The organism is Psychrobacter sp. SWN149 (genome assembly GCF_015864565.1).
Taxonomy (GTDB): Bacteria; Pseudomonadota; Gammaproteobacteria; order Pseudomonadales; family Moraxellaceae; genus Psychrobacter.
This window is the reverse complement of sequence record NZ_JADYWX010000005.1, coordinates 310517-335525: the sequence shown is the minus strand read 5'-3', so window position 1 is coordinate 335525 and position 25009 is coordinate 310517. Positions and strand designations below refer to the sequence as shown.

The 25009-nt window shown below is 39.5% G+C and carries 20 protein-coding genes; 16 read left to right on the top strand and 4 right to left on the bottom strand.

The window, feature by feature from the left end; genetic code table 11:
- The first annotated feature begins 86 nt into the window (after positions 1–86).
- The 7 genes from I6E86_RS10465 (at position 87) to I6E86_RS10435 (ending at position 7068) form a co-directional block, all read left to right on the top strand.
- Entirely contained in the window at positions 87–2102 is a 2016-nt protein-coding gene (locus I6E86_RS10465; RefSeq protein WP_110924228.1) for a heme lyase CcmF/NrfE family subunit, read from the top strand.
- Between the two features lies 1 nt (position 2103).
- Positions 2104–2763: a DsbE family thiol:disulfide interchange protein gene (locus I6E86_RS10460; RefSeq protein ID WP_110924229.1), complete on the top strand. Its 660-nt coding sequence runs from the start codon at positions 2104–2106 to the stop codon at positions 2761–2763.
- An 80-nt stretch (positions 2764–2843) separates the two neighbouring features.
- Positions 2844–3329: a cytochrome c-type biogenesis protein gene (locus I6E86_RS10455; RefSeq protein WP_245905729.1), complete on the top strand. Its 486-nt coding sequence runs from the start codon at positions 2844–2846 to the stop codon at positions 3327–3329.
- On the top strand, positions 3326–4606 hold the full coding sequence (gene ccmI / locus I6E86_RS10450) for a c-type cytochrome biogenesis protein CcmI (protein WP_110924231.1): 1281 nt from the start codon (positions 3326–3328) through the stop codon (positions 4604–4606). Before I6E86_RS10455 ends, ccmI begins: the two co-directional genes overlap by 4 nt.
- Before the next feature lie 141 nt (positions 4607–4747).
- On the top strand, positions 4748–5449 hold the full coding sequence (gene lspA / locus I6E86_RS10445; RefSeq protein WP_110924232.1) for a signal peptidase II: 702 nt from the start codon (positions 4748–4750) through the stop codon (positions 5447–5449).
- Between the two features lie 246 nt (positions 5450–5695).
- Complete coding sequence (locus I6E86_RS10440; RefSeq protein ID WP_110924233.1) at positions 5696–6058, top strand: DUF3817 domain-containing protein; 363 nt, start codon at positions 5696–5698, stop codon at positions 6056–6058.
- A gap of 377 nt (positions 6059–6435) precedes the next feature.
- Positions 6436–7068 carry a recombinase family protein gene (locus tag I6E86_RS10435; RefSeq protein WP_197177409.1) on the top strand — a complete coding sequence of 211 codons (633 nt, stop codon included), beginning with the start codon at positions 6436–6438 and terminating at the stop codon, positions 7066–7068.
- Between the two features lie 157 nt (positions 7069–7225).
- Here I6E86_RS10435 and I6E86_RS10430 read toward each other — a convergent pair whose 3' ends face one another.
- Both I6E86_RS10430 and I6E86_RS10425 read right to left on the bottom strand, forming a co-directional pair.
- A complete protein-coding gene (locus I6E86_RS10430) occupies positions 7226–7696 on the bottom strand; it encodes a hypothetical protein (RefSeq protein ID WP_197177408.1) in 471 nt (156 codons plus the stop codon).
- A gap of 251 nt (positions 7697–7947) precedes the next feature.
- Entirely contained in the window at positions 7948–8307 is a 360-nt protein-coding gene (locus I6E86_RS10425) for a hypothetical protein (RefSeq protein ID WP_197177407.1), read from the bottom strand.
- 719 nt (positions 8308–9026) lie between these two features.
- Here I6E86_RS10425 and I6E86_RS10420 point away from each other — a divergent pair.
- The 3 genes from I6E86_RS10420 to I6E86_RS10410 are packed head-to-tail and all read left to right on the top strand — an operon-like array spanning position 9027 to position 15139.
- Positions 9027–9566, top strand: a complete 540-nt coding sequence (locus I6E86_RS10420; protein ID WP_197177406.1) for a hypothetical protein — start codon at positions 9027–9029, stop codon at positions 9564–9566.
- Positions 9559–11928 (top strand): site-specific integrase, encoded by a 2370-nt coding sequence (locus I6E86_RS10415; protein ID WP_197177405.1) that lies wholly within the window; start codon positions 9559–9561, stop codon positions 11926–11928. Before I6E86_RS10420 ends, I6E86_RS10415 begins: the two co-directional genes overlap by 8 nt.
- 1 nt (position 11929) lies before the next feature.
- Complete coding sequence (locus I6E86_RS10410) at positions 11930–15139, top strand: site-specific integrase (protein WP_197177404.1); 3210 nt, start codon at positions 11930–11932, stop codon at positions 15137–15139.
- Positions 15140–15478: 339 nt separating this feature from the next.
- On the opposite strand, the gene I6E86_RS10405 is transcribed toward I6E86_RS10410, so the two are convergent.
- On the bottom strand, positions 15479–16411 hold the full coding sequence (locus I6E86_RS10405) for a hypothetical protein (protein WP_197177403.1): 933 nt from the start codon (positions 16409–16411) through the stop codon (positions 15479–15481).
- 251 nt (positions 16412–16662) lie between these two features.
- Between I6E86_RS10405 and I6E86_RS13805 the strand changes: the two genes are divergently transcribed.
- Positions 16663–16788 carry a hypothetical protein gene (locus I6E86_RS13805; protein WP_265090686.1) on the top strand — a complete coding sequence of 42 codons (126 nt, stop codon included), beginning with the start codon at positions 16663–16665 and terminating at the stop codon, positions 16786–16788.
- Positions 16789–17093: 305 nt separating this feature from the next.
- Here the strand turns inward: I6E86_RS13805 and I6E86_RS10400 are convergent, their stop codons facing one another.
- Positions 17094–17798, bottom strand: coding sequence for a hypothetical protein (locus I6E86_RS10400; RefSeq protein WP_197177402.1), 705 nt, complete (start codon positions 17796–17798; stop codon positions 17094–17096).
- Between the two features lie 211 nt (positions 17799–18009).
- Between I6E86_RS10400 and I6E86_RS10395 the strand changes: the two genes are divergently transcribed.
- From I6E86_RS10395 to I6E86_RS10375, 5 genes are all read left to right on the top strand, one after another.
- Positions 18010–19545 (top strand): type I restriction-modification system subunit M, encoded by a 1536-nt coding sequence (locus tag I6E86_RS10395; protein WP_197177401.1) that lies wholly within the window; start codon positions 18010–18012, stop codon positions 19543–19545.
- On the top strand, positions 19535–20701 hold the full coding sequence (locus tag I6E86_RS10390) for a restriction endonuclease subunit S (RefSeq protein WP_197177400.1): 1167 nt from the start codon (positions 19535–19537) through the stop codon (positions 20699–20701). Before I6E86_RS10395 ends, I6E86_RS10390 begins: the two co-directional genes overlap by 11 nt.
- 200 nt (positions 20702–20901) lie before the next feature.
- Positions 20902–21192, top strand: a complete 291-nt coding sequence (locus I6E86_RS10385) for a hypothetical protein (protein ID WP_197177399.1) — start codon at positions 20902–20904, stop codon at positions 21190–21192.
- 26 nt (positions 21193–21218) lie between these two features.
- Entirely contained in the window at positions 21219–21518 is a 300-nt protein-coding gene (locus I6E86_RS10380; RefSeq protein ID WP_197177398.1) for a hypothetical protein, read from the top strand.
- A gap of 150 nt (positions 21519–21668) precedes the next feature.
- Positions 21669–25004, top strand: a complete 3336-nt coding sequence (locus tag I6E86_RS10375) for a type I restriction endonuclease subunit R (protein WP_197177397.1) — start codon at positions 21669–21671, stop codon at positions 25002–25004.
- Positions 25005–25009: the final 5 nt, after the last annotated feature.

Genomic DNA, 25009 nt, shown 5'->3' with positions numbered 1-25009 from the left:
CTATAGATTTTGGATGCTTTTAATATTATAAATTGCGCTAGCCACAGTAAGCTGTGACTGTACTAAAGCGAACAAGGTTAGACCGTATGTTAATTACAGAATTAGGTTATTTTGCCTTGCTGATTGCTTTTGTGTTGGCAATATTGCAAGTGGTTCTACCAACCGTTGGTGTTATGCGTAATCGAGTGGCCTGGCAGCGTTTAGCCCCAAGCCTTGCTTGGGCACAGTTTGCCGCTATGATAACGTCATTTGGCGCTTTAATGGCAGGCTTTTATTACAACGATTTCAGCCTAGTTTATGTCACTCAGCATTCCAATACTCTGTTGCCTTGGTACTACAAGTTATCGGCGACATGGGGTGGACATGAAGGTTCTTTGCTGCTGTGGATGACCATCATGGCGACATGGTGTGCACTGGTATCTTATTTTAGCCGTGGTCTACCATTATCAATGCGCGCGCGGGTATTAGTGATTTTGGCCGGTGTGCAGTTAATGATGCTAACAATGCTGATATTTACCTCGTCACCATTTGAGCGCACCTTACCCAATCTAGCAGTCGATGGCGCTGATTTAAATCCTGTCCTACAAGATTTTGGTCTAATCATTCATCCACCCATGCTATATATGGGCTATGTCGGTATGGTAGTACCTTTTGCTTTTTGTATGGCGGCATTGTGGGAAGGGCGTTTAGATGCTGCTTGGACACGCTGGTCACGACCATGGGCGCTAGCCGCTTGGGGCTTTCTGACAGTCGGTATTGCTTTAGGATCATGGTGGGCCTATTACGAGCTTGGTTGGGGCGGTTGGTGGTTTTGGGATCCGGTAGAGAACGCTTCGTTTATGCCATGGCTTGTTGGATTGGCATTATTGCATTCTTTAGCAGTCACCGAAAAACGAGGAGTCTTTAAAGCTTGGACCATTATGCTGGCTATTTTTGCCTTTGCATTAAGTTTGCTTGGCACGTTCCTTGTGCGCTCTGGAGTTCTTACCTCGGTGCATTCGTTCGCAGCTGACCCGACGCGTGGTTTGGTCATCTTAGCTATTCTTGGCATTATCATCGGTAGCGGCTTATTAATGTTTGCCGTTCGCGGTTGGCGTTTGACCGTTGAGAGTCAATATCAGCTGATTTCACGTGAGTCTTTTTTAGTAATCAACAACGCCATCATTTTGATTTCGACATTAGTAGTGCTGCTCGGTACGCTTTATCCAATTATTGCCGACGCCTTTGATTTAGGCCAGGTATCGGTAGGCCCCCCTTACTTTAATGCATTGTTTGTACCCTTAACGTGGCTGTTATTAATAGCGATGGGTATGGGTTCAAATATTCGCTGGAAAAAAGATAGCCGTCCCTTATTAGGCGTTGGAATGGTTATAGCAGTCGCTAGCTTGGTGTTAGCCGCAATTATCACCTACTTTGTCAATCCATCATCTATGCTTAATATTGGTGTCACTTTAGCGGTTAGCTTTTGGGTACTGTTTTGGATGGTGGTTGATTTTAGAGATAAGACTAAAAACTCGGTCAATATATTTAGCGGTTTGGGTCAATTACGTCTCAGCTATTGGGGTCAACAAACCGCACATATTGGTGTCTTAATAGCAGTTATTGGGGTGGCGTTTACCAGTAGCTTAAGTATTGAGCGCGATGTGGCGATGGCACCTGGCGATACAGTCAATGTACAAGGTTACGACTTCAAACTTGTTGACTTTAAAGAAGTTAAAGAAAGTAACTTTGATGGTACGCGAGCACAAGTTGAGATAACGAAAGAGGGTCGCGAGGTCGCCACTTTATACCCTGAAAAACGCACCTATATTATCAGTATGATGCCGATAACCGAGGCTGCTATTGATGCTAGTCTCATGCGTGATTTATACGTAGCACTTGGTGAGCCTATCGCTGAGAACAGCAATCAATGGGCCGTACGTATCTATGTGAAGCCGCTGATTCGCTGGATTTGGTTAGGCGCAATTATTATGGCTTTAGGTGGATTATTGAGTATGCTTGACAAGCGCTATCGCATTAAAAAGACCAAAGCACTAGATCAAGTTGAAGCTGATACGTCTACTAAAATTGAGATATCAGCCGCATCAGTAGGTGAAAAGTAATATGAGCAAACTTGATAACTCCTCCAATCAAAACATCAGTCAAAACCATAAACGTCGTCATAAGACAATAAAGAGCAAACCTTTTAAAGTCTGGTTTTTAATTCCGCTTATCGTCTTTTTTGGTTTGGTAGTGATACTGTACATGCGCTTAGGTAAACCAACAAACATTGTGACCAATACCGCTCTTGAGCGTCCGGTTCCTGCTTTTGAGCTGCCGTTATTAGCAGATATTACCCGTATCATTACTAATGATGATTTGCCAGATACGCCGTTTTTGATCAATGTTTGGGGCTCATGGTGCCCAACGTGTGTTATCGAGCATCCGTTCTTAATGCAATTAGAAGAGCGCGGCGTCAATATCATTGGCGTGAATTATAAGGATGAGATTGGCAATGCGCTCAGCTACTTAAACCGAGGTGGTGATCCTTTCTCTATGTCTATTCAAGATTCATTGGGTCAGTTTGCTCTAGACTTAGGCATAACGGGTGCGCCCGAAACCTTTGTTGTGGACGGAGACGGTATCATTCGTCAGCATATTCTTGGTGAGATCAATGAAGCCAATTGGCAACAGCGTGTTAAGCCGTGCCTAACAATGCTTAATGAGGCTAACAAGAACAACGATAGCCCCGATCCGAGTCAACTTGAAAAGGTATGCAAATGAACGTTGCTCGAATGAAAGCTCCTCTTAAATCTAATATTGTTTTAAAACTAGCAAGCTTAATACTAGCGTGTCTACTTAGCATGACGACATATGCAGCTATTGACGTATACGATTTTGACTCACCACAGCAAGAAGCTCAGTACCGTGGACTAATAGAAGATCTTCGCTGTCCAAAATGCCAAAATCAAAACCTTGCAGGCTCTGATGCACCTATCGCCCAAGATCTAAAGCAAAAAATCTATGATTTAATTAAAGATAGACGTAGTGATGCTGAAATACGCACCTATATGCAAGAGCGCTACGGTGACTTTATTAGCTATAAGCCGCCTATGCGACCATCGACATGGATACTGTGGTTTTTTCCACCATTATTACTGCTCGTCTTAGTCATCGGCTGGTTTTGGCAAAGCAAGCGTCGCCAAGTTGTCGCTCGTGGTCAAGGCGGCGTCACAGTAGACCATACTGCCACTGCTCTAACCCCTGCGGAAAGAGCTGAACTTGATCGTCTATTATCGCAAGCTGAGAATATTGACCACGACATTACTATCCCAAAGGACAAAGAATGACCCTATTTTCTACTTTTGGTTTATTTATAGCTCTAGGCTTATTGATTGCTCTTATATTTGCGCTGATTGCTATTTTTCCATGGCTAAGAGCCGCACGCTCGCAGTCCAAACCGATAGATAACCAACTGTTAGACATTAACGTTGCGGTATTTCGCGAACGTCTGGCTGAGCTACAAACAGATAAAGACAGCGGTACTATTGATAACAGCCATTATCAAAACCAAAAGCTGGAGCTTGAGCGTCAGCTATTAGATGCGCAGCGTCAAATAGCGCCAATGGTCACCCCTAATGTTAAAAGCCGTCTAATTGTCGCAGCTTGGATCCCAATATTGGCAACGATGGCGTATTTATTAATAGGCAATCGTACGCCCGTGTTTGATCTATGGGCGGCTGAAGACAAAGTAGGACAAGTAGCTGATGACTTATTAACGGCTAAGATCGACACGCCACCAAAGTGGGCGACTGAAAACGGTCGTCAGTTGATTAGCGCTATGCAAACCAATGTCCACCGTAATGCTAATGATCCTGATCGTTGGATGCGCCTATCAGAGCTTTTCTTATCTATGGAGGCGACTGATTCTGCATTAGAAGCCTTGTCGCGCGCCTATCGTTTAGCGCCTGATGACGAAGGAGTTGCAATCACTTATGCTCAGACTAGATTTTTTGTTAATAAGGGTCAGTTAGACGCAAATGTTCGCCGTGTATTACAAGCTATATTAGCCAAAAATCCGCAGCATGAACGAGCTCAAATGTTAATGGCAATGGGTGAGGCGCGCAGTAGTAACTTTGCCCAAGCGCAAGGTTGGATTAGACGTTTACAAGACAGTATTATATCCAAACCAGGTGACCATACTAAAGCTTTAGCAAGCTTAGATGAGTTAAGCGCCTACGTTAGCACGCAAGAAAAGCAAGCACTAGAAGGTATTGAAGTGACAGTGACGATTAACGCCAGTTTATTGCCGTTAGTAAAGGGTGATGATGTGCTATTTATTGCTATTCGTGACGTTAAAGGGGGCCCACCGTTTGCTGCTAAACGTTTACCCATTAGTGTTATCAAGCAAGGTGAAGCCAGTATCCACTTAAGTAATCTTGATGCGATGATGCCGGAGCGCACGTTAAACTCCGCCCGTAGTGACAAAACTCAGTTAGCAGTCGTTGCTCGTATTAGTCATAGCGGTAATGCCATAGCAGAGTCAGGCGACTTATCGGGTAATCCGATAGTGATTAGCGCTGAACAGACTCAGGTTAATGTTGAAATCAACCAACAGATTCCCTAATAAAAAATTATTACCGTAAGTTTCATAATACCAGAGCGGTAATTGGAGCAGTTTTTGAAAGTGGCGCTATTAATAGTCGTATACCAAAAACATATACGTTTAACATTGTTCATTGTATAAACACAGATAAAGACAACAACTATGACTAAACCTATCGACAGATTAGATAGTACTAAATTAAATAGCGTTGAATCGACTAGTACTAATATTGCTGACAATAAAGCAGCTGTGAATAGCACTCATCAACGGATTGACTCTGAAACTATGAGTCATACGCCTGAAGCTACGTACGTGACTTCAGGCAAATCGATAACGCTTAAAGGTCAGTTGGACAAAACGCCAAAAATGGTTGCCAATGGCAGTCGCGCTTTTATTTGGTATTTGCTGGCGCTAATGGTATTAATACTGGATCAAGGGACTAAGTGGTTGGCCCAAACCAAGTTATCTTTCAATGATCCCGTACCGGTCATTGAACCCTTTCTCAACTGGACACTCGCTTATAACTATGGCGCAGCATTTAGCTTTTTAGCCGATGCTGGCGGTTGGCAGAAATGGTTTTTCTCAGGCTTAGCTTTTATAATGGCTATCTTTTTGACGGTTTATTTAATCAAAGCGCCTCGTACAGCCAAGCTATTGTCTGTGGGGTTAGCCTTAGTGCTTGGTGGTGCGATTGGCAACTTAATCGATCGTTTAAGAATTGGCAAAGTGGTTGACTTTATCCATGTGCATTATGCTGATGTCTGGAATTATCCTATTTTTAATATTGCAGATATAGGTGTTTGTGTCGGTGTCGCATTGATTATTATTGATATGATATTTTTTGAAAGTAAGCGTAATAAATAAGCATATTGATGTCGATTAGCACAAACAAAATGAACTAGCGTCTTAGTCGCTCTATACGGAAAAATACTTTTTATACTTGAGTATGTTTATAAAAATGTGAACTGGAAGGTAATGTATGACTGGTATAGGTACTCACTCATTTTAGCTCTTAAAACACAATACTTCAAAGCTCTGCGTAGAGCCATTATTATGGCGACATTGAATAACTCATAAATTATTTATTGATAATAACAAAAGGAAAATATAGTGTCACAGGCTCAGCCAACTATTGAAAAAATTCACAGCCTTAGAAAAAAACAAAGGACCGCGTTAAAAAGCCTAACCATTATAGGCTACCTAGAAGGCACCTCTTTCTTATTATTGCTCTGTATCGCCATGCCGCTAAAATATATGATGGATATTCCAGAAGGTGTGAAATACATCGGTATGGCACACGGTATATTATTTATTGCCTATGTCATAATACTTATAGGCTCAGTCATAAAAATAAAAATGCCTCTTTGGGCAATACCTGCGGGCGTACTCGGATCACTCTTACCGTTTGGCCCGTTTATATTTGATCATTTACTAAAAAATAATCTACAAAAAAGCGTAAGTAAAGAAGTCTAGAACAAACCCTGCTGCAAATTCTGCAAGCCTACCTTATTACTCAAGATTAATTTTCCTGATTAACTCACAAGCCGCCATGATTCATTATGGCGAAAAATGAATCACATCGAGCAGAAATTAACCGCAAAAAAAAAATTCAATTTAGTCCCAGTATGAATAATCTAACACTCTACTCACTTTTCCGACTTATCTTACATACTATCGACAAGCCGATCACGTCTAGAAGCTAAACAAGTTTTATCATCCGCGATGGATTTCCTATTATCACAGGGTATACCCTAGCGGAACCAGCTATTTTACACTCTAAACCCATTAACAGACTACTTAAAACAGACTGGTATAATGGAACCACTTATAACAGACTATTTTAGGTGTTTATGTTTATTAGAGCGTATCTACGAGCGTCTACCAAAGAACAAGACGCTAAGCGTGCCAAAAGCGAACTCATAGCATTTGCCAACGACCATGGCCACAAGATTGCCGCTTTCTATGTCGAAAATGAATCAGGAGCTATCTTGGTGCGACCCAAGCTTATGCAACTGATTGAAGATGCTCATAAGGGTGATGTTATCTTAGTTGAGCAGATTGATCGCTTGGCGCGTTTGAACCAAGCTGATTGGGATACACTTAAAAGAATGCTATCAGAAAAAAAGCTATCAATCGTATCAAAAGAGCTGCCGACCTCATATATGGCACTTCAACCTGAAAGCAGCACTGAATTTATGAGCAGTATATTACAGGCCATTAACTCTATGATGCTAGATATGCTCGCAGCTATTGCTCGAAAAGATTATGAGGATCGCCGTAACCGTCAGATGCAAGGTATTGCTCGTGCCAAGGCAGAAGGTAAGTATTTAGGACGTAGAAAAGATACTGAAAAACGTAAGATCATCGCTAGTCTACTCGAATCAGGTCATAGCTATTCTGATATTCAAAAAATGGCTAAGTGCTCACGGCATCTGATCGCTGATGTGGCCAAGGAAAGAGCTAAACTAACCACTGCTCATTAAGTGGTTCCAATATAGTAGTCTGCTATGAGTAGTCTATTAATTTATTAATGAGCCTTTTTAGATGGTTCCGCTGGGATATACCTCTGGCTAACAATTGGGTGCTTTCGCTGGTTCGATACCCTACATGGAAACTATGCTCTCAAATCATAAACTCATGCTAATCAAATAGCTTTTCAACAAACAGTTCATAATTAAAATCACCTTCTCTATCCAAAAACTCTGGATTCAAAACACCTGTATTCGAATATAGGATTGCCCACCAATTCTTATCAGGAGATAGTCTATCAATTTCAGCGCTTACAGCGATGCTAGACTGTATCGGCAAACCTGAAAAATCATTTGTTATTAAATGTGCCAACAGTCCTTTGATTTTCTGTTTTTTCTGTTCTTCATTTAATTTAGAACCGTTAAATACCTCATCAAAAAACTCGTCGTGCTTTAACTTAAGATTTCCATCAATCTCATCAACGTAGTCGTTAGTCCAGAAAATTAAATCACTCCAATATTGATATGGAGAAATTCGACTGATTTCATCTAAAACTTTGTCATATTCTTGCTCACTTAAAGTATTTGATAATAACTTATCAATAAGAATGGTCATTTTTTCTCTAATTTCTTCTTGTTTCATATGATCTTCGTCTCAGAGTAATTTAGTCAAAACCGTTTAGCATAACAGCGCTTATGGTAAATAAAAATAATGATCCAAAAGCTCACTGTATGTACACAACGAAGTACACTGCAACTGCCTAAATAACTAAATGTACCGATATCATTAGCCTACAGCCCAAGTTTCAAGTCCTCACTAGGGAACCGAACCAGTAAAAGTACCTGATTGTTTCGGTGTAGGTATGTCTTAATATGACAATACCTTTAAGACAGTTAGTTTAGTTGGCTCATATCCTTGTCTATCAGAGTAGAGTGGTCAATTTTAAATATCGGATACACATCAATAATAGTCAGTCTTTTAGCGTATAAATCCTGATAATTCAGATATTCTATAATGATCTGATTTTCATATATCATGACCCTCATCGCTCCTTCTTCATATATCTTAAATATCAATGCTTCATCTTGATATATATAAGCAGATATTGAGTTCTGCATATCACTGATAGAAAAAACCATTTTTTTATTTTGTGTATCAATGAATGTGGATTCTAGCAAACCATCATTATCTATATGACTCTCGCATCCAAACATCTCCATAAAATCTACATCTTTAGGATAAAAGAACGACATTTTCTTTCCTATGATCAAAGTCTGTGGTCAATTAATTTCGTACAATTTAGGATGATAGACGAAAGAATGCTAATTATATAGCCAATGCCTCACTACCTGTATGGCAAGCGGAACATGTTCCCATAACGGACGTTATGTTAAAAAGTTTTGAGATAAAAGACTGACTTCATAATAGGTAGCTTTTCATCAGTGATCAGCATCATATGCACAAAAAACTGTAGTAGAGGTGAGTATCGCTATCTATTCGTCTGGTCTCTGTGGTTCTAACTAGCAGCAACTATATGAAGAGCGTTTATCGAATCACTAGATTGTTGTTTAATGTCTTGATAGTCAACAAATAACATTGTCCTCATAAATAAGGCTTCGTCGCTACTTATTAGCCAACATTTCAAAGGTAGTAGTTTTTTGGCAATCTGTTCTTTCTAAAAAATAATTTAATATAAAAGCTACGACTCTATATGAATCGTAGCTTTTTGCGTTTATCGATATTACCAGCTACGTCAACCCTCTTATGTCAGGATGGTTATCATTTATTTTTAAAGTATGTAGTGTAGAAACTAAACTCAGATGAAATAGGTGTATTTTGGTATATCCAGGTATATTTTGGTATAAGTAACTGAAATTACTTAATATTTTCCAATAATTGCTTGCAATTTCTGTAGATAATAGTAGATTGAATTATATAAGATTTCAGCAAGTATGATTGGATTTAACTATTTATGATAAAGACTTACTTAAAAGATATAAAGCAAGAAAAGCTGAGTGTTCATAAAGATAATATTGGCTACTATAAAATATTTAATCAACTTATTTTGCCTTACATGTTAAAGAGTGATATTGAATTTTGGACTCGAATTCAGTGTTCGCAAGTGCTTCAAGTGGAAAAGCAAGGTAGTAGAGGATATTTATTCTACGACAATTTTTTTATTCTGAATTATTGTCTCACTACCGATATACAAGATATCAGTATCTATGAATCCGAATTAAATTTTAGCGTTAGCAAAAAATTAACTGACTCTCAAATTAAGTATTACGCTCTTAATGAGATAATATTTTTTATTATCAGGTATAAGGGTGTATTAGATCTGACCGAGTGCCATCAGCAATTGAAAAAGCAGCTGTCTGAGGATGATTGTATGAGGTTGTTTAACAGTGTGAAATTAACGACAAAGGTATTTATCAACTTAATTGGACTCTCAGAAGCCGGTTACTACAATTCGCGCAAAAAAACTCCTTTAGAGGAGTCGTACGATGGATGAAGTTAAAATCGATTTTGCATTACAGCAATTGCTACCGCACGATATTTCTTACGACAATATAGATGAGTTCAGAGTAGCTAGATGTATCTTTTATCATTACCACTCGAACACTCATCAGTGCTTAGACTTCAATACTTTAGTTTCTACTCTTCCAAATTATGATAGACCCAGAAGAAATCATAAGAGAGCAGATATTCACTGGTTATTGGCCCTGATCAAACACAATTTTGAAGATTTAGCTGACTCTAATATTAACTATGAGCTGATTAGAGAGTGGTTAGGGTTCGTCATTTATCTTAGTGTGTTATCACACATTCATCTAAACCCTGTACAGGCTAGAAGCATATTAAAGAAATTTAAAATATATGGTTATACACAAACTGCAGACTATCAGTGGTTTTGGAGTCATGAATTTTTTCAAACTATATTACCACTCTCAAGACTAGAGTTTGACCCACAATATTTACAAGCCTTAATAGACGAGCTTAATGAGCGTGCTGAAGTATTAGCGAATGCACGGTGGGAAAAAAACGATACTAATAACTATAAGAAACGTGCGCGTCAGATCGAGCAAATCAATCAGATAATAGAATGGGCATACTATCCTGAAAGAAAATATAGACGAAGTAGTAAAAAAGACAAAGAGCAAGCAGGGACGATTGATAACAGCAACTCTAAGCCAGATAAACCTGACAAAATAAAAGATAAACCTTGGCAAAATCTTAAAGCTGAACCTATACCTGTTAACGCACAGCCTCATTTTTATGGGTCTTTCAATACTAACAACGTCTCTGATCCTATTGATAATAATCCAACAGAATTGATATCTTTTTGTGAAAGACCATCTCTCTCTGAGGAAAGTGTTTCTGTTGAAGAGTTGGTAGATGCTTATAATTCAGATTATTTTTTCAGCTATCCACAGCCCGATCTCTCTAAACGTACCGCACCACTTCATAACTATGATGAGTCGGTACAGCAAACCTACATGGCAGCGCATGATTTTGAGCTTGCTACTAATGTTCGCTATCTTTCAAAAGTGAGCTGTCAGGCAGTGTTTAATCATTTAGTAACCTACAGCGAACAACCAATAGCAGCTCTCCTGCTTTTTTCTTTGATCACTGGTTTACCTATCAAAACATTATTGATTCCTGATTTTTTCAGTAAAAGCACATTGCTTGAGTGTGATAACGAGCAGATGTTTATTATGCATAGATTAGGCGTGAGTGATAGGGTAGAGCTTAAGACTTCTTGTTTTGAAAATAAGTCAGATCTCATTTATCTACCACTACCTATAGATCTGACCTGCAAGTTAGCAGAGGTTAGTGCGTCAGAGCTAACGATGGAGAAAGTAAAAGAGTTTATTAAAGCCATGAAAAGTCAGCTGGAAATTGTTTATCTTACTGATACTCGCATATCAAAAATATTACATATGTATATCCGCCGATTTACATCATCAGGCAATGAGCATTATGCAGATTTAATTTGCCGCACACCTGCCTCTATCGCACCTGCAATTTATTACAGTAGCCATCCAAACGATGACATCATTTCTGTTTATAAAGATTGTTTGATCTCATTAAGTGCAGGGTCAACTTACAATCTTGGCTACTTTGATAAGCCAGTACTAAATTTCTCTACAGGTAGCCTACAGGTGCTAAATATTGAACATGTCAAAAACCTAGTCTTAGATTTAATGTTATGGGTTTCTAACAGTGAAACAGCATTTGAGCTATTTAATCGATATAGTATCTATACATGGTATGCCATTTGTTTGTCCACAGGTATTCGAGCTAATAACGGTATTCCAGGTTCAGTCAATCAAATAGATGAAGAAATGGGCTGGTTGATCGTAGATGACAAGCCTAATCGTAGTAGTAAGACAGATCGATTAATACCTCTATGTGCAAGTGCCAAACAACTAATAATAGACTACAAAATTTTCTTACGAACCTTTAGGGTGACCTTTATTGAAAATAGAGAGTTATTTGATCTTATCACCGAGACGCTAGATGATAACGTTGAATCAACAGTTATTAATCTTTTAGAGTCTATGCACCAGTTAAATCCCATTAAACGTGGAGATATTACTAAAGCGACGCCTCATGAGTTAGATATTGATCCCTATTGGGTTCGGCATTTTGTGCGTACTCAGCTAGAGAGACTCAGCACCCCAATACCGCTGATCAATGCAATTATTGGCCACGAAAAGCGTGATCAAGAGGCGTTGAACAAGTATTCTTCGATTTCTAAGCAGCAGATCCATAAAGTAGGTCCTACTCTTGAAATTATTGCACAAACTATTGGCATAAAATCATTAGCCTCTATCGTAGAAGAACGCTTAAAACAATTGAGAGATGCTTAACATGTCTGATATTCAAACCACAGAACCTAGAGTTTGTATAAATCCAAATGAACGAATTACTGATAAATTTTTCATCAAATCATCTACAGGCTATCAATTAATTGATTCAGAGAGTCGGCTAACACCTCTAGAGTTAAATAAACGTAGCCTTCTACTAATGTTTCAAGAAAATTGGGATACTTTGTTCGATAAGGCCAAAATGTGTCCAATAACTAAAGGCCAGCGAATAACTAATAAAGACCTGGAAGTGTTTTATAGTCAGATGACGTCGAGTATCCCTACCTACTGCTATCAAGCATATCCTTTAACACAGGCCTATACACTGCTGAATGAATTTATCGCTTACCAAAATAATAATTTTCAGACCCAAACGACTGCATACCCAATGCCTCCAAAAGCAGTTAAAGCTAAAGTCAATACCTCAAGTTTTGATTCTGACTGGATTAAAAACGGTAAGAAAGTGAGTAGTATTTTGACAGTTGTTAATCGCCATTGGTTAGATACGGATTGTTATACGGAAACCGAGGTTATAGGGTGGCTCATATTTTCAGCAATGATATATGGAGGAATCAATGATAAAAAGACGCTTGTAAGCTATATAAATACTATTAGAGAACCGACAAAATGCCAGCCTTTTATAAATTTCAATATTATTAGTCATGGACACTATAAGAACAGAAAGTATGGCAACGAGTATATTACTGATGACTTGTATTGCAATCAGCAGATTGTTTTAGATCCTGTCACACGGTGTTGGTTGATACGGTTAAATGACTGTCATAGTAAAGCTAGGGTGATATCAGTGCTTGATGAGCTGATACACGAAACGCTGACTGAAACGAGCATTGAAAGTATATTAAAAACCACTTTAACTCCACTCCTAGTTAAGCAGAGTATCAAGACACCAACGTTGGCATTCATGCTCTCTAATAGTAGCTATATTTGGGAGATGCTACCTAATGTGAATGTAGATCAGGCATTAGTAACCGTTATGAAAGGCAAGCAGGGTACCGTTGGACTCACAAAAAAATCGTTTGAACGATTACTTCATCAGAAGTACCAGCCTATTCAAAAAGTATATGAGAACAAAGAGTTTTTGGATCTTGAAATCATTGCTTCCAATGTTGAAGATGAAAATAAACCCTCTCGCCGTCAGGCGGATGATGAGCTTGATCTTATTAAAGCGCTTAAAAATATACTACATAAAAAGTATGAGCATCAGAATAAGTCCAAGTCTCAAAGCAACATAATCGACGAACTATTAAAAATATCACATGATTCTTCAAGTTTGAGCTATAAAATATTAATACGTTGGGTATTATCTCTTGTAGAAAAAAAGGGAATTAATAATGAGTCTATTAGCAAGTATATAACCGCTATAGGTTATGAATGGCTAACGTTTACCAAAGACCAACCGCTTGAGAGTTGGACAACTGAATACTTTGAAGAGCTATATGATGAAATACTTGATGATATGGCTGTCAAAGATTTAAGTTACCCGGCAAAACGTCTACAAGCAATACATAAGTTTGCTGAAGTAGAATATGGATTCCCAAAGGTTAAAGTGCCTCTTACGTCATCGCAGCGTAAAATTCGCTCTGAATGGTTTTCTCCACAACTATTTTCAGCACTTATAGAACAAATGCGTATTGGTATTGATATTGTTGAAGCCGATATGCTCACTATTTTATTCACTATCGCGTATCGTACTGGCATGCGTAAAAAAGAGATATTAGGTCTTAAGTATGCCGATATCGAGGGAATGCAGCGTGACAAACCGTCAGTTATGATACGTCCAAATCATTATCGTTCAATAAAAACAGACAAAAGCATCAGAGAGGTACCGCTATTTGCACTGTTAAAGCCATCTGAATTGGCACTGTTTATTAAGTTTATTACTGTTAACAAGACGAAGAATGATCAGCGTTTTATTTTTACACTGTCATCCTCACATATACCTCTTGCTGACCATGTTCCAATCAAGCTGCTCAAGCTACTGCATAAAGATATAGGAGGATCTGATCATATAGGTATGACGTTTCATGGATTTAGGCATACAGCGATGACTAATCTAGCATTAGTCATGCAAGGTCATCCTGACTTAGTCATGAGTATGACTGATTACAATAAAGAGGATATTGAACGTATTAAAAAGGGATTACTGGGTGAAAATACTTGTGGTTCAGATTTGTGGTATAGCTGCGCTCATCTTTTTGGACACTTATCACCTGATAGAGGTTTCGAATATTACAATCATACCGCTTGGCTAATAGCGTCTTATAGTCTTAGTCAAGCGAGTATCCGATTGCCTTATAGCACATTTAAAAATATTACTGGTATAGATAAAAAGCAATTAAAAGAGAATGGATATAAAGGTGATACCAATAACATAGATCTGCAAAAGATACGAAAACTATTGTATCGACAAGTATTGAACAAAGATTATAGAAATCCAAAGCAGTTTGCTATTCAAGAAAATCGCAATAATGCAGTAGTAGCGAATGCACAAGATAATAGTAGAAACATACTATTACAGCAGTATGGTCTACGAAGGGTTATTGGATTTTTAGAAGATATGGTAGAGGATAAAAACGTTGATAACGTAGCTGCAAAATATGATATTAATAGGTTACACGCACAGCAGTATTTTGATAATGCTATGAATGTCCATAACATACTATCAACAAGAGGCCAAAAGCGGTTTTTCGCTGAAACAAATACTATTAAGTTAACCCCATCATTACTGAAGAGTAGTCGTGAGCAGAAGATCTTAAGTCAGTTTTTTACGAACGCTACTACAGTTAGAGACCAAAAAAATGAACAATGGAATCAGTTTATTATAGTTGCGGCTTCTAAAATGAGCACTTCGCGTCCTAGTATCAATTTCTCTATAAAAGATATGAATGCAGCAGTAGATTTTATAAAGCTTGGGGCTGAACTTATAGAAGATAAGTACTGGCTTGTAAGAGGTAATAAAGAGATAATTTCACTATTTAAAAAAGAGCTAGCAGGCTATTTTGGCTTAAAGTTCGAAACGTATAAACCAGATAATATTATTAGTCTAGGTATACATAATCCGAACAGCAAAAAGAATTCAAAGAAAAATAGCAACATTGAAGTCTCCAATTACGAGTATTCGCCCTTATTGAGGTTTGCTATACATTTAACTTTAATCTTGGATTTGGATAATCAGTTTTTGAAAATGATGTGAATTTAGATTGGCAAGTATTTTTGGATGAGTTTGTGGTGGGCACGCTATCAGAATAGTGAAGTCGTTATCTGCTTAAAACTATATACAGGACCAATCATTGAGCCCTTATGGTGATGTATGCTTATAGAGTATAAAAAGAAAAGTAATCAATGAAGCGGTAGTGATTCTGGTGTCTAACTGTGAATATTTATAAATGTGATTAATGAGTCCTTACTAGACTCACTGAAATAGCGCCCATTGTAGGCGCTATTTTTTATTTCATTTTTATGAGGCAAGAGCATGATTGCTTAGTGCTAAAAACTAGCGATATGAAAGCTACCTCTCAACACACAGCTGTTTTTAATAATTGGCTTTGATTTGTTGTTCTACAAAATCAGCCGCAACAGTATTGTACAGATCGCAATTGACAACATCGGCCGTAAAGTCTGTATCACTGTCTTCTTTAACGCCTTTTTGATAAAAACTAGAATCATAGACCAAACCATTGTACTCAACAGCCGCAACGATATCTCCATCCTCATCAGTATATCTAGCAGCTGACAGTTCGTTATTACGACCAACTTTTTCTTCAACGAGATTTTTGACCACGTTGTCTTGTTTTTGGTCAGCGATCCATTCACTGATAGTAATTTCGTCTCTAGAGGCTTGCTGATAAAAATAGTAATAGGACTGAGACGGTGTCTCCTGAAAAATATAACATTGAGAACCAGTAGGGAAAGCAATATTGTCTGGGAAATAGTCATAGTCTAAGACAGTACTAATACCAGTATCAGCATTGTGAGCTAACTTCTTAATGCCGCTAAGGTCTAAAGTTTCGATGTCATAAATGCTGTCAATGGCTGCGTTATCGGTCTGAATTCTTAACTTAAAGCTGTCATTATCGATGAAGTTCAACTTGTGGAATCGGCTGTCAAAATTATCACTTACTTTTACAAATACTTTATTACCAACATAGTAGTTTGAGTTATCTTCCTCACTACCTCTACTGTTTTGATAGGCAGTAGCTGAGCTACCCACAACGGTAGAGACAGTTTCTGTAAAGCTACTATTACTAAATTTGTAGGCAAGCTTGCCCCATCCCTCTATATATTCATTATTTGACACATCAGTAAAAGCATCGAATACCGTGTAGCTCAGCTCATTGTCAATGATAGGGCCACTATTATCGATACTGCCTACTATATATTCACCGTTATCATCATCACCGCCGCACCCTGTGAGCACTAAAACACTGCTCAATGCGATACTGGCATATAACTTATTAATTTGCATATTGTTACCTATCGTTAGCTTCCCGTAAGAAAGTTATAATAGTTAAAGGTATATAAAATTGCAAAACAAAGTTTCAGTTTTAACACTGTCACTACAATAGTATTAACGCTTCATTTTCATGCGATATCTAGAAAACTATAGTCTTCATAAAACAGTAAGTTGTAGTACATGATGCTTTATGCAGACTGCACTATGCTGAAGCAATCACAGAGGCAGATTTGGTGAATTAATGATGTGATGATGAGTTTGCCATGATTAAGAAAAATCAAAGCTACAGCGCTGTATTAATAGCAGAAGCCATCAAAAATATAGTTGGCAACAACGATGATGTGCGTGTGGCGGCTCAGCAATTAGACATACAGTCGAACCACTATTAAAGTGTTACGGCGTTATACTCACTTAGCCTACTACTGTAGTATTTGCGCTCGTCCGCCTTGTACCATTTTTAACATTGATTGACTATAGCGAGGCAAGTGTCATCTAAATAGTCAAACAAATGATATGAGGTGAGACGACTATAGGAGGTTAAAAATATTGACGCTGTTTGCCCTATATCAATAGCAGCAAACAGCGTCAATATTGGTTGTCTGTGTAGACTAACGAAAGGTCATATTTTAGAGGTAAATGCACCATGTGTATGAGTATCCAATACATATTCTATATTTAACGATATATGCATAAATTACTGACTGGTAAATACCACTGTCTTAGTACCATTAGCAGATGGCTGACTTAGTGTGACCTTGCTCGCTAAGACATCGCCTTTGGCATTGATCTTGTAGCACTCTGATGAACTGCCTATAGGGTCAGAGCTCAGTGATAAGTTCTTTGAGTTTTCTATACAGAGCCATGCCGTGCTATTGGTGTCTCGTGTCAGAGACCAATCTTGCTCATACGACCCTGTTTTTTTACGCATACTGCTACCGGCATAGACGGTTTCAGTCATGAGCTTACTTGAGTCGCCGACGGTAGCCATCTTAGGAATGACGGTTGTCTGGCTCGATAGTGAGTATGTGCCCGTGCTCTCTGTAAAGCCATGAAACACGAGTGGATTCAGGGTAAAGTAATTGATAGCGACTGACTGATTAGTGATTCGATTATTCACTTTATTGATGGTGTTTACTTCGGCACCCTGCACCGCTTTATTATTGAATTGAAGGCTGCCCTTAGGAGTGATTTGAATGTCTGCCGAGGCACTTTGATTGTCTACAATAGCAACCAATTTTTCACTACGTTGTTTGGTATAGATGTTGAGCATAGCCGTCTCAACGGGGTATTGAGTCACTACATTGTTTGGATTGGTATTAACCGTCATCCCGCCACCTATGCCACTAGCACAAGCACTTAATCCTAGTCCTGCTACAATGCACAATCCTAGTGTTTTCATGGTTTCATCCTTCAGTTTGTTTGATCAACTAGGGCGTGTCCTCATTTTTAACCCATTTAGATGACTATCGATTGAATTGAGGACATGCCCTACTATAAATATCTACTATAATCGAATTTTTCAGCAATGACATCTGCCAACCATCTTAGACCCTGCTATCATTACATCACTATAACAACCAGCAATTTTCCAGCGCGTTAAGGAATAACCAATGCCCGATAGTACTGCCAGTCATACTACCCAAATCAATCAAGACGATATCAATAAAGCCGTATGGAACGCCTGCGATACTTTTCGCGGGGTCATCAGCGCTGATACCTATAAAGACTTTATCTTAACCATGCTGTTCCTTAAGTATTTGTCAGACGTTTACCGCGATGAGTACAACAAACTGGTTGAGCAGTATGGCGACAATCCTGAGCTGATTCATGCCATGATGTCCAAGCAGCGTTTTGTGTTGCCTGAGGGTGCGAGCTTTTGGGACTTGTACGAGCAGCGTCATCAGCCAGGCAATGGTCAGCGCATCGATGAGGCGCTACATGCGTTAGAGGAAGCCAACGGTACCAAGCTCAAAAACGTCTTCCAAGACATCAGTTTTAATACTGACAAACTGGGTCAAGAAAAGCAAAAGAATGAGCTGCTACGCCATTTATTAGAAGATTTTGGCAAAGACATCCTCAATCTAAGCGTTGAGCGCGTTGGTAGCTTGGACGTGATTGGTAATGCCTATGAGTTCTTAATCAAACACTTTGCTGCCAGTAGTGGGGCGACGGCTGGCGAGTTCTATACACCGCCTGAAGTGTCCAATTTGCTAGCGACTATCCTTGAGCCTGTCGAGGGCGATCAAATCTGTGACCCTGCCTGTGGTTCAGGCTCGCTACTCATCAAGTGCGGGGCGATGGTACGCAAAAACTCGGGCTCTAAAAAGTATGCGCTATTTGGTCAAGAAGCCATTGGCTCGACATGGGCACTGGCGAAGATGAATATGTTTTTGCATGGTGAGGACAACCACCGTATCGAGTGGGGCGATACCATCCGTAATCCGCTGCTACTGGGTAACGATGGCAAGCACTTATTACAGTTCGATGTGGTGACGGCCAACCCGCCGTTCTCACTGGATAAATGGGGTCATGAGGATGCCAGCAGCGATCCCTATGGTCGCTTCCATCGCGGTGTACCGCCCAAGACCAAGGGTGACTATGCCTTTATCAGTCATATGATTGAAACGCTTAAGCCAAGCACTGGCCGTATGGGTGTGGTCGTACCGCATGGCGTGCTGTTCCGCGCATCAAGTGAAGGCAAAATCCGTCAGCAACTCATCGAAGAAAACCTACTCGATACGGTGATTGGCTTACCCGAAAAGCTGTTCTTTGGGACAGGTATTCCAGCCGCTATTTTGCTGTTTAAAAAGAATAAGACCGATGATACGGTACTGTTTATCGATGCCAGCAATGAGTTTAAATCCGGTAAAAATCAAAACCAGCTGACTGAAGATAATATTGCTAAGATCATTGAGACGTATAAGGCGCGTGAAAGCGTTGATAAATATGCTTATTTAGCGAGCTTTGATGAAATTAAAGAAAATGACTTTAACCTTAATATTCCACGCTATGTCGATACATTTGAGGAAGAGGCGGAGATTGATTTGGATGCGGTACGTACTGAGCGTCTTGAGTTAAAAGCTGAACTCGATACGCTAGAAGTTGAGATGGCAGGGTTTTTAAAGGAGTTGGGTTATGGTGCCTAATGGATGGGAGAATGTTTTATTAGGTGAGGTTTTCGATTTTAGAAATGGTATTAATGCTGATAAAAGCCAGTATGGACAGGGGGTTAAATTTGTTAACGTCATGGATGTGTTTGGAAATAATATTTTAACCGAACCTAAAATTATCGGTCGAATTAGTATTTCAGACAAAAAGCTGGATGATAATAGACTGGAGTATGGGGATGTACTATTTAATAGAACCTCAGAAACCTTCGATGAAATAGCAATGTCGGCTGTGTATTTAGATGATGCAGATGCAACCTTTGGTGGTTTTGTGATTAGAGGGCGACCATTAACAAATAATCTAGACCCTAAATATACTGTATATGCTTTTCAAGATAGTAATTTTCGAAAGCAAGTTATAAAGCTTGGACAAGGGGCTGTTAGAGCAAATATTGGTCAAAAAGACTTGGTTAAAGTTGAACTACTCGTTCCACCTTTCTCAGAACAACAAAAAATCGCCAAAATCCTATCTACTTGGGATAAAGCGATTAGCACGACTGAGCGCCTGATTGAAAATAGTACCCAGCAGAAAAAAGCCCTGATGCAGCAATTGCTAACGGGGAAAAAGCGGTTGCTTGATGAGTCGGGAAAAAGGTTTGATGGTGAGTGGAGCAGTGTATTACTGGGCGATATAAGTCATATCACTACTGGAAGCTCAAACAGAGAAGATTCTTCCCTGACAGGTGAATATGCTTTTTTTGATCGTTCTATTGATGTTAGAACTAGCGGAATATTTTTGTTTGATGCTGAGGCAGTAATTGTAGGTGGCGAAGGGCAAGATTTTGTGCCAAAGTATTTTGAGGGTAAGTTTGACCTTCATCAACGTACCTATGCCATTATGGATTTTGAAAATGCTTATGGTAAATTCCTGTTTTATTACATTGGTTATTATCGCCATTATTTCTTATCTCAAGCCGTTGGTAGTACTGTTAAGTCTTTGAGATTGCCAATGTTCCAGAAAATGCCAATAAACTTGCCCTCAGTTAAAGAACAACAAAAAATCGCCACCGTATTAACCAATGCCGATAAAGAAATAGAGTTGCTTGAGCAGCAATTGGCTGATTTGCAGCAAGAGAAAAAGGCGCTGATGCAGGTTTTGTTGACGGGTAAGAAGCGGATTTTGATTGATGGGTAAGGTTAACGCATCATTTTATTATCTGGTTTCAGACATGTTAACCATATCTACCACATAAAATATATTCATGGAAAATGATGAGTATTTCTGATATACCTAGTTATACTAATTAATTTGGTTAGTTTTACTAATCAAATTAATTGGCTATATGGATTTTAATCTCATGTATTGGAGTTAAGCAACCATAAAGGACGATAACTATGAAATTATCAAAAGCTATCCTAGTCAGCATTTGTATTTTGCCATTAGCGGCTGTCTCTTACGCTGAAGACGTTGATACCCAAAACTTACGCATCTCAGAAACCTCTATGATGAGTGTCAATCAAGCGACACCATCCGCCATGAAAATGCACAATGAAAATGACCATATGGGCGAAAAACCAAAAGCGATCCATAATTCAAATGATGTTGAAATGGATAAAGAAGAAGGATGGCGTTGGCCTTGGCAAAAGAAAAAAGTAAAACATGTAGAGAAAGCAAAGTGCTGTTAGTTCATTAATTATAAAGGACTATAACGATGAAACTATTAAAAGCTATTTTAGTCAGCATTTGTATTTTGCCGTTAGCGGCTGTCTCTTATGCTGAAGATATTGATACCCAAAATTTACGTATCTCAGAAACCTCTATGATGAGTGTCAATGATGCTGCACCATCCACCATGAAAATGCACAATGAAAATGACCACATGGGCGAAAAACCAAAAGCGATCCATAATTCAAATGATGTTGAAATGGATAAAGAAGAAGGATGGCACTGGCCTTGGAAGAAAAAAAGTCGACCTTGCGGTTCAACAGACTGTTGGCCAGAAGGTAGATAAGCACTAACATTTCACATAACCGCCACTCTTAGTGCCCTTTGGGTAACGCGCAGTATTGGCGGTTTTTTGTTGCCTTTTTTACAGTGGTATCGGCTACAATCGATATAACTAAATAAGCAACCAAACAAACATATGTCTAAAGTGGTAGATATGACCAATCCAATCTCTAATATTAGCGCCAGTACAAGCATCAACTTTGCAGAAGAGTTCAGCTCAAAGCTTCCTGCCTTAACTTTGCTGACTACTTTAGGCTACGAGTTTATTTCGCCCAACCAATGCAGTGCCATGCGCTCAAAAGCAGCGTCAAACAAAGCCACCAATCAAGTGGTGTTACTACCCATCATGCGTGCGTTTTTAGCAAAGCAAACCTTTATGTTCGAAGGTCAGGCGTATCATTTATCAGACAGCGCCATTGATAAGATCATGCATGAGCTGAACCCTGCCATGAACTTAGGCTTGCAGGCAGCAAATAAGGCGCTATATAACGCTATGCTGTATGGCGTGACGGTGACTGAGTTTATCGACGGTAAAAAAACCTCGCAGACCATTAGTTTGATAGATTGGAATATTATCGACAATAATAGCTTTCACGTTACCGAAGAGCTGGTGGTACTCAATAGTGAGGGTACGAGTAGTCGTAGACCTGATATCGTCTGCTTTGTGAATGGTCTGCCTTTAGTAGTCATCGAAGCCAAACGCCCTGACTCCAGTAGAGAGTGGCAATCGACCAATGCACAAGCGGTGTCCCAGCATATTCGCAATCAACATCAAAAAGAAATCCCGCATCTATTTGCCTATAGCCAGTTATTACTGGCCATCAATGGTAATGACGGTTTGTATGCCACTTGCGGTACGCCTGAAAAGTTTTGGGCAAAATGGGTCGAAGAAGAAATCTCTGAGCCTGAGTTTCATCGTTTAAAGAACCAAGCGCTCAGTCCCAAGCAAATTGAGAATTTGTTTGGTGATCGTCCTACCTTTATCAAAGAGGAATATCAGTCATTAGTTGGTGGCGGTGATCTAGTCGTCACCGACCAAGACCACTTAATCATCAGCCTTTTACAGCCACAGCGTCTGCTTGAGATGACGCGCATGTTTACCTTGTTTGATAAAAAGGTGGGCAAAATTGTTGCCCGTTATCAGCAGGTCTTTGGTATCAAAGCCTTGATTGAACGTATCAGTACCTTTGATGGCCCTGATGGTAAGTCGGGTAGTCGGCAAGGTGGTGTCATTTGGCACACCACAGGCAGTGGTAAGTCTTTTACGATGGTGTTTTTCTCCAAAGCACTTATTTGGTTAGAGGATCTCGCCAAGTGCCGCGTCATTGTCGTCACCGACCGTGTCGATCTAGAAACTCAGCTTAGTCAAACTTTTGCTTCTGGTGGTGTGCTCAGTGATCGCGATAAATCCGATGCCATGGCAACTTCCGGTCGCCGTCTAGCGCAGCAAATCGGGCACGGTAACGAGCGCGTTATCTTCTCTATTATTAATAAGTTTGGTTCAGCCGTTAAGTATGATGAATGTTATAACGACAGCCCAAACATCATCGTCATGGTCGATGAAGGTCACCGTAGCCAAAACGGTGAGAATAATATTCGTATGGCGCAAGCACTGCCAAACGCTGCTTTTATTGCTTTTACAGGTACGCCATTGCTAAAGGATGATAAGACTGAGAATAAATTTGGTAGCATCATTCACTCCTATACCATGCAGCAAGCGGTCAAAGACAAAACCGTTACCCCATTGTTATACGAAGAGCGTATTCCTGAACTCAATACCAATGACCAAGCCATTGATGCATGGTTTGACCGTATTACCCAAAAGCTTACCGATGATCAAAAAACTGACCTCAAGCGTAAGTTCTCCCAAAAAGGTCAAATCTATCAGGTTGAAGGTCGTATTGAGCTGATCGCTCATGACATCTCTGATCACTTCCAAAACTTTAAACAGCAGAATTTAAAAGGCCAGTTGGCTTGTGACTCTAAAGCCTCAGCTATCCGCTATAAAATGGCGTTAGATAAGATTGGCAAAGTCACCTCAGTGGTTGCCATGTCACCACCTGATACCCGTGAGGGGCATGACACTGTTGATGGTGAATCAAAAGACATCGTACAAAACTGGTGGCAAGCCAATGTCGCCAAAGAGTATGGCGGTGATGAAAAAGCCTATACCAAAGCCATCATAGAAGCCTTTAGTCAGGATGACGGCCCTGACATTATGATTGTCGTTGATAAGCTACTAACGGGCTTTGATGAGCCAAAGAATACCGTGCTGTATATCGATAAGCCTTTAAAACAGCACAACCTCATTCAAGCAATTGCACGGGTAAACCGCTTGCATGAGAAGAAGCGTTTTGGTTATTTGATTGATTATCGCGGCATTTTAAAAGAGCTGGATATCACCATTGAGAAATACCAAGACTTAGCGGAACGTACGCAAGGTGGCTTTGATATCGAAGACCTTAAAGGTCTGTATAACGCGATGGATACTGAGTACAAGCAGCTACCTAGACTGCATAGTGAGCTGTGGGCGATATTCTCATCGGTGAAAAATAAACAGGATGGGCAAGCGTTAAGACAAGTGCTTGCGCCAAAGATGCAGGAAGTAGATGGCAGAGTAATTGATACCAAGCTCAAAGAACGTGATGACTTTTATGCGGCTTTGACCGAGTTTTCTAACGCTATGAAAATTGCTCTACAATCAGCGTCTTTCTTTGAAGACAAATCATTTGATAGTAAACGTGATCGTTATAAACAAGATCTAAAAGCCTTTGTTAATCTACGCAAGCAAGTGCGCGAAGATGCTGATGAAACCATCGATTACGATGAGTATGAGGCTGATATTCGTAGCTTACTCGATAAGCACATCGCAGGGCTCGAAGTTCGTGAAGCAAAGGGCGTTTACCTAGTCGATAATTTAGGTAAGGATGTTAAGCCTGAAGCGATGAGTGACGATGAAGCTCGTAACCAAACCGATAAAATCACTGGTCGTGTCACTAAGATGATTGAACAAGATCTGGCTGATGATCCGTATGCGCAAGAGTACTTCTCTAAGCTCCTAAAAAAAGCCATTGAAGAAGCTAAGGCGATGTTCGATGCACCCGTGAAGCAGTACATGATGTTTGCTGACTTTGAGCAAGCCGTCAAAGACCGTGAGGTCGCTGATGTGCCAAATGAGTTTATCGATGATAGTGGTAAGTTAAACAAACATGCTCAGGCATATTTTGGTTTGTTTAAGCATTTATTTGATGCTGATTTCTTGATAGATAAAGAGTTAGATAACGACAAGCTAGTTGCTTATGCCTTTGAGATTGATAAGATCGTCAAGACAGCAGTGGCTGAGTATTCTATCAATCCAGCAGAAATAGAAAATGCTATTAGTGTCAAATTGCTACCGATGTTATTTATGGATTTGGGTATCGATAAAGCGCAACAGCTCATCGAGGAAGTGCTAAAGATTACCCGTCTTGGACTTTCAAGAGACAAGTAGCCTAA